12 protein-coding genes are annotated in these 12412 nt (G+C 42.3%); 6 read left to right on the top strand and 6 right to left on the bottom strand.

Features of this window, described 5'->3' with window-relative positions:
- Positions 1–165: 165 nt before the first annotated feature.
- Positions 166–1128, bottom strand: coding sequence for a M28 family peptidase (locus FTV52_RS02455; protein WP_373683409.1), 963 nt, complete (start codon positions 1126–1128; stop codon positions 166–168).
- 156 nt (positions 1129–1284) lie between these two features.
- Here FTV52_RS02455 and rlmH point away from each other — a divergent pair, with 156 nt between their 5' ends.
- The 3 genes from rlmH (at position 1285) to FTV52_RS02440 (ending at position 3616) form a co-directional block, all read left to right on the top strand.
- Positions 1285–1767: a 23S rRNA (pseudouridine(1915)-N(3))-methyltransferase RlmH gene (gene rlmH, locus FTV52_RS02450; RefSeq protein ID WP_179989713.1), complete on the top strand. Its 483-nt coding sequence runs from the start codon at positions 1285–1287 to the stop codon at positions 1765–1767.
- A 150-nt stretch (positions 1768–1917) separates the two neighbouring features.
- Positions 1918–2694: a dioxygenase gene (locus FTV52_RS02445; RefSeq protein ID WP_096901485.1), complete on the top strand. Its 777-nt coding sequence runs from the start codon at positions 1918–1920 to the stop codon at positions 2692–2694.
- A gap of 139 nt (positions 2695–2833) precedes the next feature.
- Positions 2834–3616, top strand: coding sequence for an META and DUF4377 domain-containing protein (locus FTV52_RS02440; protein ID WP_004970709.1), 783 nt, complete (start codon positions 2834–2836; stop codon positions 3614–3616).
- 71 nt (positions 3617–3687) lie between these two features.
- Here FTV52_RS02440 and gdhA read toward each other — a convergent pair whose 3' ends face one another.
- A complete protein-coding gene (gene gdhA, locus FTV52_RS02435; RefSeq protein ID WP_004970711.1) occupies positions 3688–5031 on the bottom strand; it encodes an NADP-specific glutamate dehydrogenase in 1344 nt (447 codons plus the stop codon).
- 356 nt (positions 5032–5387) lie between these two features.
- Between gdhA and FTV52_RS02430 the strand changes: the two genes are divergently transcribed.
- Complete coding sequence (locus tag FTV52_RS02430) at positions 5388–6182, top strand: RnfABCDGE type electron transport complex subunit B (protein ID WP_004970712.1); 795 nt, start codon at positions 5388–5390, stop codon at positions 6180–6182.
- Positions 6183–6274: 92 nt separating this feature from the next.
- On the top strand, positions 6275–6964 hold the full coding sequence (nth, locus tag FTV52_RS02425) for an endonuclease III (RefSeq protein ID WP_178867175.1): 690 nt from the start codon (positions 6275–6277) through the stop codon (positions 6962–6964).
- A gap of 129 nt (positions 6965–7093) precedes the next feature.
- Here nth and FTV52_RS02420 read toward each other — a convergent pair whose 3' ends face one another.
- The 4 genes from FTV52_RS02420 to FTV52_RS02405 all read right to left on the bottom strand — a co-directional run bounded on the left by FTV52_RS02420 (position 7094) and on the right by FTV52_RS02405 (position 10065).
- Positions 7094–7297 carry a hypothetical protein gene (locus FTV52_RS02420; protein WP_179989711.1) on the bottom strand — a complete coding sequence of 68 codons (204 nt, stop codon included), beginning with the start codon at positions 7295–7297 and terminating at the stop codon, positions 7094–7096.
- Between the two features lie 128 nt (positions 7298–7425).
- Positions 7426–8085 (bottom strand): adenylate kinase, encoded by a 660-nt coding sequence (gene adk / locus FTV52_RS02415; RefSeq protein ID WP_178867131.1) that lies wholly within the window; start codon positions 8083–8085, stop codon positions 7426–7428.
- Positions 8086–8166: 81 nt separating this feature from the next.
- Positions 8167–9483, bottom strand: coding sequence for a hypothetical protein (locus FTV52_RS02410; protein WP_167846149.1), 1317 nt, complete (start codon positions 9481–9483; stop codon positions 8167–8169).
- A gap of 63 nt (positions 9484–9546) precedes the next feature.
- Positions 9547–10065, bottom strand: a complete 519-nt coding sequence (locus tag FTV52_RS02405; RefSeq protein ID WP_004970721.1) for a hypothetical protein — start codon at positions 10063–10065, stop codon at positions 9547–9549.
- 254 nt (positions 10066–10319) lie between these two features.
- On the opposite strand from FTV52_RS02405, the gene mrdA reads away from it, so the two are divergent.
- Complete coding sequence (mrdA, locus tag FTV52_RS02400; protein WP_096901482.1) at positions 10320–12410, top strand: penicillin-binding protein 2; 2091 nt, start codon at positions 10320–10322, stop codon at positions 12408–12410.
- The last annotated feature ends 2 nt before the right edge of the window (positions 12411–12412 follow it).

Raw genomic sequence — 12412 nt, 5'->3', positions numbered from 1 at the left:
GGACTTAAATCCTATAGAAAAAATGTGGTCACGAGTAAAAATGATTCGCAATAAATTTAGAGTTAAAGATATTGATAAATTGTTTAAAGATTACTGTAATGATTTATTTAGTATTTAGCTATATTTCAATTCAGGGCTGCGTTTTTTATGCGCTGCGATCAATCATCAAGGTGATAAAATCTGTGCAACCAAGCCATTCACGACATGTGCCATTTTTTCAAAATTTACTGTTTTTAAAGTATCACCTGTGGTATGGCGAAGTGTGCTGCGATAACTGCCTGTATCGGTAATTAAAATGGCAGGAATATCATATTTCCAATAATTTAAATGATCTGAAAAATCCATGCCCTTGACGAAAGTCGGTGCGACCACACGCTCACATTGCAATTGATTCAAACGCTGCATCGCATTGCAATAGGTTGCACTCATTTCACGTGACTGCATATTGCTCAATGCCGCAATAAAATTGCCATGACTTGGGTAAATCCACTTTAAACCGATTGGGTAATTTTGCACCAAGTTTTTGTCGTAATAACCAATCATATCCAGCACATACACCGCACGGATTTTTTCTTTTTCAGCCTGCACAGATTTGGCATGTACAAAACTGCCCATCGACTCAGTTTTAAAAAATGGTGGTTCTGCCAAGGTATAAAATACAAATTCTACATTTTGACTAAGTTTATTCTTTTCCTGCGCCAAAATTCGTGCTGTTTCGATTACACCTGCCACGCCAGAAGCGTTGTCATTTGCCCCCTGCTGCCCATAAACATCGTAATGCGCACCAAAAATCGTTTTTTTCGCAGCACCGACATTCAATTTGCACACCACATTGCGGTAGCTTTGCTGATTGACCACATAATTTTGAAACTGACATGGAATTCCAAATACTCGCATCTGTTCCCGAATCCATGCCGAAACCCGATTCAATTCATTCACATTTTTATAATGACGATACTGTTCGGAATTACCCAAACCCTGCTGCCCAATCACTTGCTGCATATAGACTTGCAAATTGTTTGGTTCTGCCCATTGAGCCTCAGGCACAGCAAATGTAGCAGTGGTCATCAATCCCATACCAGCGCCCAATATCCATGAATATAACTGCTGACTTTGAAACGCGCGCATGCTGATAATTCCAACACAAAAAGACCAATAAGATTGCTGAGTATTAAAGCAACAGCCTGTTGGCAAATTCAATTGCAAATTGTGTCGTTACACAGCGCTTGTGTTGAATCATGGTTATAATGCGAGATTCTGATTGCTCGCTACATGAACTCGCCTATGAAAATTCGCATTCTGACCATTGGACAAAAAATGCCTGCTTGGGTACTGACCGGTTTTGAAGATTATTTCAAACGGATTCAGCCTTTTGTGCAGACTCAAATTGTCGAACTGCCGATGGCGAAACGTGGCAAAAATGATTCTGAAGCCGATATTCTAAAATATCGCCAAATTGAAGGTGATAGCATTTTAAATGCCATGAAAGCCAATGAGGTGTTAATTGCCTTAGAAGTAGGTGGCAAAGAGTTCAGCACCGAAAAACTTGCAGAAACCATGAAAGGCTGGATGCTAGAAGGCAATGATGTCGTGCTTGCGATTGGTGGACCAGATGGTCACTCTGAAGCAGTACGTAAAGCAGCAGCATGGCATTGGTCATTATCCAAACTAACTTTGCCACACCCTTTAGTTCGCGTGATGCTGATTGAGCAGCTATACCGTGCTATGAGCATCAACCACAACCATCCTTATCATCGTGCAGGTTAAATCAACTTATTCAATTTGTACGTTGAGTTATCAAAATATCTTCAACTCAAACGACGTTGCAAAGCTGCAACATAGCGTTGAACAAAAGTACATTTCGCTATACACACTTTTTTGCGATGCTGTAGAACAGCAGGCTTTAGGGATCTAGGCATGAACTTACAGACATTACCCGGTTTATTTATCTCACATGGTTCGCCCATGTTGGCACTCAATCCTGAACAGGTCGGGCCTGCACTCAGCCGTTTAAGTGAAAATTTGCCAACACCGCAAGCCATTGTGGTGATGTCGGCGCATTGGGAAAGTAATGCACTGGAGGTCAACACAGGTATTCGCCCTGAAACATGGCATGACTTCCGTGGTTTTCCTGAAGCCTTGTACGCCCTGCGCTACCCTGCACCTGGCTTACCTGAACTGGCAGAAGATATTTTGCAGCGTTTGGCTGATGCGGGCTTTGCTGCCCATGCCAACAGCACACGCCCGCATGATCATGGCGTATGGATGCCATTACTACACATGTATCCCGATGCCAATATTCCAGTGATTACCATTTCTTTGCCCATGAATATGAGCGCCGAACAGATTTATCACATTGGGCAAAGTTTAGCGCCATTACGTGAACAGCAAATTTTACTGATTGGCTCAGGCAGTATCACCCATAACTTACGTGAATTATCATGGAATACACCCAATGCGGCTGTGCCTGAATGGGCATCTAGTTTCCGTAATCGTGTGGTGCAGCATTTAAGTCATCGCAATTATGATGCAGTACTAGATTGGCAACAATTGCCACATGTAGCACGTAATCACCCAACCCTAGAACACTTTGCACCGCTGTTTTTTGCAATGGGTACGGGAGATCGATTTAACATTGTACATAGCAGCTTTAGCATGGGTTCACTCGGTATGGATATTTATCGTTTTGACTAACCGATAGCTCCGCTTATTTAAAATCTGACTTTTTAATTTGGATACATTTTGTTAGCAAAAGCTACGATTTGTATCCATATTTTTTGTTAATCTCTTGATTATAATCACGTTGAAACTTTAGCACATAGAATATAAACCAATGAAATTCAGTATTTTTGCGCTTGCCCTGCTCCCTTTGGCTTTAACTGCATGTCAATCTTCACATCTTCCTGCCACTTCAGGAGATCCGGCTATTTCTACTCTATCCACCACATTAAAAACGCCTACACAAATTTTGCCCGCTTATACCTGGGAACTTGATCGTGGGCTGCAACGCCCGATTGTTCTGAGCTTTGATCAACGAGGCAGACTAAGTGTAGCTTCTGGCTGTAATGGCCTTGGCACGAGCTGGACTGTTAAAGATAATACCCTGAGTACGGGTGACATGATGGGCACCATGATGGCATGTGATGCACCATTAATGGAACAGGAACGTTTTATCAGCCAGCTTCTGCAAAAGCGTAATATTCCGTTTAGTCTGGATCTAAATGATGCCAATCAGCCAAAACTGAGTATTACTGCAGCTGATGGTCAAAAATATGTCTTTACCGGAAAAATGACACCGGAAACCAAATACCAAGGTCAGGCAGAAACCATTTTCCTGGAAGTTTCGTCACAGACTAAAGCCTGTACGGGTGTAGCTCAGCAAACCTGCTTACAGGTGAAAGAAATCAAATATGATGAAAAAGGCTTAAAGACTCAGGTCGATAAAGACTGGACTTTATTTTACGATCAGATCGAAGGTTTTCAGCATTCATCGAATGAGCGTCAGATTATTCGGGTAAAACGTTATGAAATTAAAAATCCGGCAGCTGACCAGTCTAAATATGCCTATGTATTCGACATGACCGTAGAGCGTGAAGCAGTCAAAGGCACTCTATAACGATAAAATCGCAATATAAAAAAACCGAGGCATTCACCTCGGTTTTTTTTCAAGCTTAAACTCAGTCAGACTTAGAATACGCCTTGAGAAAGCATTGCATCAGCAACTTTTACGAAGCCAGCGATGTTTGCGCCGTCTACATAGTTCACGGTACCGTCTTCTTTCGTACCGAATTTTACGCAGTTGCGGTGAATTTCTTTCATGATTGCGTGTAAGCGCTCATCAACTTCTTCGAAAGTCCAGCCTAAACGCAATGCGTTTTGAGACATTTCCAGACCAGAAGTTGCTACACCACCGGCGTTAGATGCTTTACCTGGCGCATAGAGAATTTTCGCTTCAACGAATTTCTCAACCGCTTCAAGTGTAGAAGGCATGTTCGCACCTTCAGCAACACAGATTACGCCGTTTGCAAGAAGCGCTGCTGCATCATTCGCATCAAGTTCGTTTTGAGTCGCACATGGAAGCGCGATATCACATTTAATACCCCAAGGACGTTGACCTTCAAGGTATTCAAAACCGTGCTTAGACGCAAATTCAGAAATACGACCACGTTTTACGTTTTTAAGTTCCATCACTTCAGCAAGTAATTCTGGCGTGAAACCTTCTTTCACGTACACAGTACCATTCGAGTCAGAAAGTGAAACTACTTTCGCACCCAAGTACATTGCTTTGTCTGCAGCAAATTGTGCAACGTTGCCTGAACCAGAAATCGCAACGACTTTATCTTTAAAGCAATCGCCACGAGTCTTGAGCATTTCCTCAGCGAAATACACAGTACCGTAACCTGTAGCTTCTGGACGCGCCAAAGAACCACCGAAAGACAAGCCTTTACCTGTGAATACACATGAAGTGTCATTGCTGAGCTTCTTCATCATACCCGCCATGTAACCCACTTCACGACCGCCTACACCAATATCACCCGCAGGAATATCCGTGTTAGAACCTAAATGACGATATAACTCGATCATTAAGGCTTGGCAGAAACGCATAATTTCGCCTTCAGACTTACCTTTAGGGTCAAAGTCTGAACCACCTTTACCACCGCCCATTGGCAATGTAGTCAAAGCATTTTTAAAGGTTTGTTCAAAACCTAAGAATTTTAAAATAGAAAGGTTCACTGATGGGTGGAAACGCATACCACCTTTAAATGGACCAATTGCTGAGTTGTACTGTACACGGAATGCACGGTTTACGTGGGTTTGACCTTGGTCATCTACCCAAGAAACGCGGAACTGAATTGCACGCTCAGGCTCAACCAAACGCTCAAGCAAACCATGTGCTGCATATTGAGGGTTCTTTTCAATGAATGGCCAAAGACTGGTCATTACTTCTTCTACAGCTTGTAGAAACTCTGGTTGATGTGCATCACGTGTTTTAACGTAATCTAGGAATTCGTTAAGGCTGTTGTATTTCAACGCTTAATCCTCAGCAGAAAATGGATCAAAATTGGTCAAAATTTCAATCAATGATATATTTTGGCGCAAAATATTAAATATCTTTTGTTAACAATCTACAATAGTTTTTTTCAAAAAACTTTAAAACATTTGTATTTTCATAAATTTAACTTATTTTTTAGCGTGTTAAGCCCATAAGTTAATGTAACAAATTAATTCATAGTTTTGAGCATTTTTGCCCAAAAAGCTAGCAATTGTTGTTCTTAATTTGCGCACAAGCCTAAAAGCAAAAATCGTGCTAAAATCATCGACCTAGAATTTTCCCCTAGCCTTATCTTCCGTTTTTCTGCTGCTGTTAAAGTGGCATTGGTTTGTCCATGAATTCGCAAATTGCTCTGATTCAAAATATTGATGCGCTGCTCCCTCAAACTCAATGTGGCTTATGTGGTCACCGTGATGGCTGTTTACCCTACGCCAAAGCGATTGCAGAAGGCGAAGCGGCCAATAAATGCGTACCCGGTGGACAACCTGTTGCAGATGCACTAGCAAACTTACTGCAACGCCCTGTATTGACCGCAGAAGCCAGTGTTTGGCCTGTGCAGGCAGATGGACGCCCACAGCGTATGAAAGCCCTAATTCGTGAAGATGAGTGCATTGGTTGTACAAAATGTATTAATGCCTGCCCTGTCGATGCCATTTTAGGCTCAGGCAAACTCATGCACAGCATTTTGACTGATTTATGTACTGGCTGTGAATTGTGTATTCCACCTTGCCCTGTCGATTGCATTGACTTGGTAGAAGATACACAACCCCTGCTTTCTGATAGCGCACGAGTGGCAGAACAGAATGATTTACGCCAACGCTACTACGCCCACATACAACGTGAAGAACAACGTCGTCTGCACCGTAAAGGCCCTGTGGTACGTGCAGAAATTGATACCGAACTGTTTGCTCAATTTTCTGCACAAGCCGATGCTGCTGTGCCTGTGATTGAATTGCCTGTGCAAAAAAATGAACAGATTTCCACTGCCGATGCACAAACCACCATCGAACTGGCAAAATTACGCACACAAATTAAAAAACTCGAAAAACAACTCAGTGTGCGTGACGATGAGAAAAAACGGCTATTACTAACCAATTTACAACAACAGTTACGTGAATTAGGAGCATAAACATGCCCGAAAGAAATACACGTCTGACCAATAAAGCGGTCAAAACAACGGCTGCCAAAAGCACCACGCTCAAAGAAAAGCTGTCTAAAAATATGACCAAAAAGCAAATTCAGACTTTTTTTGAGCGCTTACGTGAACAACGCCCAAATCCGACCACTGAACTGAATTTTTCCAATCCATTTGAATTGCTGATTGCGGTGACCTTATCAGCACAAGCGACCGATGTCAGCGTCAATAAAGCCACCGACAAACTGTTTCCTGTTGCCAATACGCCCGAAGCAATTTATGCCTTAGGTGTGGAAGGTTTAAAGGAATATATTAAAACCATCGGACTGTATAATTCCAAAGCAGAAAATGTCATTAAAACCTGCAAAATTCTCATCGAAAAACACGGCAGCATCGTGCCTGATAATCGTGCCGATTTAGAAGCCTTGCCCGGCGTGGGACGCAAAACTGCCAATGTGGTGTTAAATACCGCATTTGGACAGCCAACCATGGCGGTCGATACGCATATTTTCCGCTTAGGTAACCGCACAGGTTTAGCTGTAGGTAAAAATGTTTTAGAAGTCGAACACCGTTTGATTAAAGTCATTCCTAAAGAATTTTTAATTGACTCGCATCACTGGCTAATTTTACATGGCCGTTATTGTTGTATTGCGCGTAAGCCTAAATGCGCTGAATGTGTGGTGTCAGATGTGTGTAACTGGCCTGATCGCTTTGAATTTGGTGCACATCGTCATACTACGCTGCATGAAATTCATCACGCGCCCATATCTAAGTAAGTGCTTCGGTAGAGTTTTGCAAAGTGATCTAAGCTTATTGATGACAAGCTAGATCATCAAAGCAATGTGGATTATCCAAAATCGTGTGGATAACTGTGCAATCTATGCACAAGATTGTGCAGAGATGATTTATTTATCCTGAGAATCTTCAGACTGACGTTGTTGTTCTTGCTGTTGTTTAAGTTTCGGATGCAATTGATAGTGCTTACCTGATTTTTTTTCAGCCGAATTCTGAACTTGTGTGTTGCGCAATAACTTATAGCTCACAAAAACAAGAAAGCCTAAAACGGCAATACTTGCCAATAACATGATGATCACAGCAGCATGTTGCAAAGCACTCTCCCAAACTGAAACAAATAAAAAGAGCCCTAATATGAATCAGGACTCTTTTAAAGTCAAAACAAGCAGCCTGTTTAAACGATTTTATTTTCTTTTAAACAGACTTGGTCTAAGACCTAGACTTATTTTGCTTGGTCTAAAATAGTAAACAAATCTGCTTGAACTTCTTCAATTGGACGAAGACCATTCAATTTGTTATAGCTTGGTGCATTTTCACCAGAAGCAGCACGACCTTGATAGAAGCCAACCAATTGCTCAGTTTCTGAGTGATACGCTTTTAAACGTTTACGAATAGTTTCTTCTTGGTCATCTGGACGTTGAACCAAATCTTCGCCAGTTTCGTCATCTTTACCTTCCACTTTTGGTGGATTGTAAACAAGGTGATAAATACGACCAGATGCAGGGTGCTGACGACGACCAGACAAACGTTGTACGATTTCTTCGTCTGCAACATCAATTTCAATCACGTGGTCGATATTGATGCCTTCGCTTTCCAAGGCTTCAGCTTGTGGAATAGTGCGAGGGAAACCATCAAAAATACAACCATTCACGCAATCTGGCTGCGCAATACGCTCTTTCACTAAGCCAATGATCAGTTCATCAGATACCAAACCGCCACCGTCCATGACGCTTTTGGCTTGTAGACCTAATTCAGTACCTTCACGAATTGCAGCACGGAGCATATCACCGGTTGAAATTTGTGGGATATTGTAGCGCTTACAGATCAACTGAGCTTGTGTACCTTTACCTGCTCCAGGTGGTCCGAGTAAGATAATGCGCATAAAAAAACATCCTCATTTTAACAATGTATTTGACACTCGTTGCATATCAGAGCCATCGCCCTTTACGCAGCCAGCATCCTCTTATAAGAAAGCGACAAACAAATGTATTAAACCAGCAATAAAACCAGTTACACCACCCAAGACAATTAAAATCCACTCATCTTCCTGAAAGGCAGGACGCAAGAGATTCTGGAATTCTTTTGGCGTCAGTTCACGAATACGATCTCTGAACATTTGATAAATTTTCTGTGCACGGCTCGCATTAAAGGCAGGGTCGCATACAGGCACCATCGTAATTTCAATCGAACGATCAATCAAGTCAGTCTTGAGTTTGGCATACTCTTTTGGCCCCAAAGACAACTGTAAAGAGGTACGAACCAATGGTGTTTCCATAATTTCGTTGATGTGGCGTTTGACAATACGGCGGGTTTTGTCTTTTTTACTGCCATACATCATTTCAGTCATAATCGATTTTAACGTAATCAGATCTTCTGTGACTACCGTCGCAAACACATCCGAGACTTCTTCTTGGCGTTTCATGAACGCACCCTGAATATTATAAGTCCCAATGCGTGGAATCACTGGCTTAATCCATGGAAATTGACGATTTTCAGTCAATTTAAAGAACTGCGGATATTTCACGTAATGTGGTTCGACTGGGTTAAATACCATCCAAATCGCAATCCAGTTGGTCAAGAAGCCCCAAATTGCCGCCCAAAATGGAACCGTCCAGTGCCATGGTACAAGAAACCAAACAATCATTTGGAAAATACCAAAGAACATCCCAATCAATGCACTGATATGCCAAATAAAGTTAATTTCTTTTTGACCGACTTTTAGGAACATACGTACCATTAAGCGGCGATCACCTTCCATTTGGCTGACCACCATTTCACGCATATCCACCAAGGATTCAACATTCAAGGTCAGTTCAGTCACCAATTCACGCAGCACACCTGGCAATTGTTTATGCGCCTGTGCGTAAATACGGCGTTTAATCGAATACGGTAGGTTTTCCCAAAGCACAGCATTGCGGTCTAACATGACCTCATCAATTAAGTGCTCAAGTTCAAAACCCACTTGCTCACCAATAATACGCGCCATATCGTCAGGGTCCATAGCATTGAGAAACTCACGCAATGAACCTAATTTTGACAATGTGTTATCGGTAATGATGCCTGAAATACGCCCTGCTTTACGCGGTACAATCCCCTGCCATCCCACAGGAATAGGCCCAAGGTGAAAGCCCCAAAAGCTAATTGGATAGAACACCATTTTTAGTGCCATCCACACGTGCGCCCAAGTCACAAAAGCAGTCACAGGAATAATACTGAGCACGGCCCAAAAATCTGGACGATTCAAAAAGGTTTGCCACAACTGATTGACGTACTCAAGCATGCATTTTTTCCATATTTAGTTCTAATTACAAGATTCTAAAGTAGTTAAAAGTCACTATTCTGACTACAAACCCATACTGAGCGTATAGGAAAATTGTAGTCTAGGCTCAGTTTCCGCAATCACTCGCCCTTGTCGATCTTCCAATTTTTCACCTGCGCCAATGCCAACACTAAAGCTACTGATGCGTTCAGGGCTCAGTAATACATAAGCCAGATCAATGCCTGCACCTAAACGCGCTTTTTCTTCACCATCCACCCATTTAGATTCTAGGTGTCCTGCGTAAGCGCCAATATAATAACCATTTTTGTCTTTACCTGTGAGGTGGTATGGGTAACGAAAACCTGTTTGCCCACCGACTTCATGGTCACCATTTAAAAAAGCCCCCGCTTTTAGATAGGCAATGCCATAAGGATTGACCCATTCACCATTCAAATGCAGTAATTTTTGGGTAATACCCGCCCCTACATTCCAGGTTTTTGCACTATCTGCGCTAATTTTTGCTTCAGGTAAAAAAGTAGTGTTCCCAGCAAAGCTAAAACTTGAAAAGGCAAGTAATGCCACGAAAGAATAGACTTTTGTCATTATTGTCACCAGTGTCCATTTGTTTTAATTTTAAAAACAGTCCTGTTTTCGTGTTTTGACTCTAGCAGAATTGTCAGGATTCTTATATACAGCAAATTACAATTTTGATGTCGCTAAAGTCAAAAATTAAGATTGCGCCCATCTTCTAGGTTAAATCGGGCAATTCAGTCAAACATGGTTACTCAAAATTGCCAATAGATGCGTTAGAATAGTCCAAATTCGTTCTCCCTCATTTTTGTTAAGCCAATTTTTGTATGAAACAACACTATCCGTTAAAAAATGCTCAGCAAGAGAAGCGTATTTTTCGCAATCGCATCTTTTTTTCGGTGGGTGTTGTGGTTTTTTTCTTGCTGCTGTTGGTGGCTCGTTATGCCTTTTTACAAATTAGCGGCTACGATGAATTTGCGACTGCATCAGATAAAAACCGAATTCGGCTACAACCACTCGCACCTGCACGTGGTTATATTTATGACCGCAATGGTGTGTTATTGGCAGATAACTACCCTGTGTTCTCAGCCACTTTAAGCCGTGCAGATGTTGAAGATATTGACGATACCATTGCGCGACTGACACCTGTTTTACAACTGACAGAAGAAGATATCGATCGCTTTAAAAGTCGGATTAAAACTTCACGTAAAACTGAACGTGTATCGATCAAGCTGAATTTAAATGAATCGGATATTGCCCGTTTTAGTGAAGTTAAATTTCAATTCCCTGGGGTCAATATTGAAACCCAGATGACACGTTACTATCCGCATGGTGACTTATTTGCGCACGTGATTGGTTATGTCGGGCGCATTAACGACAAAGAACTGAAAGAAATTGACAAAGATGCTTATGCAGGCACCAACTTGATTGGCAAAATTGGGGTGGAGAAATCGTATGAGCACTTGCTACATGGCGTACCCGGCAACGAATCTGTAGAAGCCGATGCACATGGTAATGTGCTGCGCAATTTAGGACGTAAAGACCCTGTACGTGGCAATGATTTGTTTTTGTCATTGGATTATGGCTTGCAAGTGGTCGCCTCTGAACAACTGGCAGAACGCCGTGGTGCAATTGTGGCACTTGACCCACGTACAGGTGAAATTTTAGCTTTAGTCTCCAGTCCGAGTTTTAACCCTAACTTATTTGTCACAGGTATTAGCCATACCGACTACTCTGCCTTACGCGATAATTTAGATCAACCACTCTATAACCGTGCAGTACAAGGTGTTTATCCACCGGGTTCTACCATTAAGCCGATGTTTGGTTTAGGCGGTATTCATTATGGCTATGTCGACTGGAAAACCGCCATTCAGGATTATGGTTATTTCACTTTACCAGGCGACAGCCACCGTTTCCGTGACCATAAAAAAACTGGGCATGGCATTGTCGATATGCACAAAGCTCAAGTCGTGTCGTGTGATACCTACTTCTATGTATTGTCGTATCGCATGGGCATTGAAAAAATGAACGACTGGATGCGTCAATTTGGCTTTAGTGAAAAAACTGGGGTCGATTTACCAAGTGAAAGCACAGGACTCTACCCAAACCCGGACTGGAAAATGCGTACGCGCAAAGCCAAATGGATGAAAGGTGAAACAATTTCCGTCAGTATTGGTCAGGGTGCATTTACCTCGACACCATTGCAATTAGCAATGGCCACCGCCATCACCGCCAACAAAGGATTTAAAGTCACACCGCACGTGTTACGTGAAAGTCGTGGCGCGAAACCATTTAAAGTTCACAATGGTACCAACGGAAAAATTGACTTTAACGGCACAGAAGAAGACTGGATTAAAATGCGTGATGCCATGGTTGATGTGATTCAATCAGGTACAGGTAAAGGGATTAAAGGCGGCTTGCAATATTCAGTTGCAGGTAAAACAGGTACAGCACAGGTTAAAAGTATTGCGCAAGGTAAACGCTATAACGAAGCCTTATTGACCGACCGTCAGCTTGACCACGGTTTATTTGTTGGCTTCGCTCCTGCCGAAAACCCTGAAATCGCAATTGCCATCATTCTAGAAAATGGTCGCGGTGGTTCTGCAGCAACGGCTTTGGCGCGTCCAATTTTAGACTATTGGTTACTGAATAAAAATAAAAAGCCAATTCGTCCATCTGCCGCACAAGTGAGTGGTGGCTTAATGACTGCAGGTTTAAAACCAAGTGAATTGCCAAGTGGTGAAGTCCCTTCATCTACTGCACCAAATACGAATAACGTGAATAATCCGAATACAGCAACCAATCACCCTGCGCTCAACCCAAATCCTTCGCAAACTACTCCGAGTTCAGCTCCAACCAATCCACCTGCAACTGCGCCAACAGCAGTTGTACCCACTAACCCAATTGAGAGCGACTAAGC

This window comes from Acinetobacter sp. YH1901141 (assembly GCF_013416935.1).
GTDB lineage: Bacteria > Pseudomonadota > Gammaproteobacteria > Pseudomonadales > Moraxellaceae > Acinetobacter > Acinetobacter towneri.
This window is presented reverse-complemented; position numbering and strand designations above follow the sequence as displayed.

What these genes read in the sequence shown, in the direction of transcription:
- FTV52_RS02445 (WP_096901485.1), top strand. Translation starts at nt 1,918, where the DNA reads ATGAACTTACAGACATTACCCGGTTTATTTATCTCACATGGTTCGCCC.
- FTV52_RS02455 (WP_373683409.1), bottom strand. Translation starts at nt 1,128, where the DNA reads ATGCGCGCGTTTCAAAGTCAGCAGTTATATTCATGGATATTGGGCGCT.
- mrdA (WP_096901482.1), top strand. Translation starts at nt 10,320, where the DNA reads ATGAAACAACACTATCCGTTAAAAAATGCTCAGCAAGAGAAGCGTATT.
- adk (WP_178867131.1), bottom strand. Translation starts at nt 8,085, where the DNA reads ATGCGCATTATCTTACTCGGACCACCTGGAGCAGGTAAAGGTACACAA.
- FTV52_RS02410 (WP_167846149.1), bottom strand. Translation starts at nt 9,483, where the DNA reads ATGCTTGAGTACGTCAATCAGTTGTGGCAAACCTTTTTGAATCGTCCA.
- FTV52_RS02430 (WP_004970712.1), top strand. Translation starts at nt 5,388, where the DNA reads ATGAATTCGCAAATTGCTCTGATTCAAAATATTGATGCGCTGCTCCCT.
- rlmH (WP_179989713.1), top strand. Translation starts at nt 1,285, where the DNA reads ATGAAAATTCGCATTCTGACCATTGGACAAAAAATGCCTGCTTGGGTA.
- FTV52_RS02440 (WP_004970709.1), top strand. Translation starts at nt 2,834, where the DNA reads ATGAAATTCAGTATTTTTGCGCTTGCCCTGCTCCCTTTGGCTTTAACT.
- FTV52_RS02405 (WP_004970721.1), bottom strand. Translation starts at nt 10,065, where the DNA reads ATGACAAAAGTCTATTCTTTCGTGGCATTACTTGCCTTTTCAAGTTTT.
- nth (WP_178867175.1), top strand. Translation starts at nt 6,275, where the DNA reads ATGACCAAAAAGCAAATTCAGACTTTTTTTGAGCGCTTACGTGAACAA.